This is a genomic window from Streptomyces avicenniae (assembly GCF_000719135.1).
GTDB classification, from domain to species: Bacteria; Actinomycetota; Actinomycetes; order Streptomycetales; family Streptomycetaceae; genus Streptomyces; species Streptomyces avicenniae.
This window is the reverse complement of the sequence record NZ_JOEK01000036.1, coordinates 1-641: the sequence shown is the minus strand read 5'-3', so window position 1 is coordinate 641 and position 641 is coordinate 1. Positions and strand designations below refer to the sequence as shown.

General features: G+C 64.1%; 3 pseudogenes. All 3 read left to right on the top strand.

Annotation, left to right across the window (positions count from 1 at the left end):
* Positions 1 to 142, top strand: a pseudogene (locus IF27_RS30695) (roadblock/LC7 domain-containing protein); the annotation flags it as partial.
* 72 nt (positions 143 to 214) lie between these two features.
* Positions 215 to 458, top strand: a pseudogene (locus IF27_RS30690) (DUF742 domain-containing protein).
* A pseudogene (locus IF27_RS29635) lies at positions 439 to 641 on the top strand (ATP/GTP-binding protein); the annotation flags it as partial. The pseudogenes IF27_RS30690 and IF27_RS29635, both read left to right, overlap by 20 nt.

Genomic DNA, 641 nt, shown 5'->3' with positions numbered 1-641 from the left:
CGGTTCGTCGTTGGCGGTGCTGGCGCATCCGGAAGCGGACATCGGTCTGGTGGGGTACGAGATGGCGTTGCTGGTCGATCGTGCCGGTACCGTTCTGACGCCCGATCTACGTGCAGAACTGCAAGGAAGTTTGCTTAACTGATCACAAGCTCCCCCCACATGAGCACCATTGACCGCCTCACCGCTCTCATGCCCTATGCCCGGAGGAGCCATGATCACCCCGCCCCCTTCCCAGGGCTCGTACGGTGCGTCGCATCATTACGGCTCGTTCGACGACGAGGGCGACCAGCCCTTGGTCCGTCCCTACGCGATGACCGGTGGTCGGACCCGGCCGCGGTACCAGTTGGCGATCGAGGCGGCTTGTCGCGATTCACCAGCCGGGTCATGAGGGTGATCCGGGTGGCCAGCCAGATGTGACACTGCTCGAAAGGGTGCTCAGTGGACTTCGCAAGCTCTAGCGATGCGGGGCGCCCTGCGCCCGCCCGGTCCACCACGTCCGCGAAGATTGTGATCGCGGGTGGGTTCGGTGTGGGGAAGACGACGTTTGTGGGGTCGGTGTCGGAGATCAATCCGCTGCGGACCGAGGCGGTGATGACGTCGGCGTCTGCGGGGATCGATGATCTGACGCACACGGGTGGTAA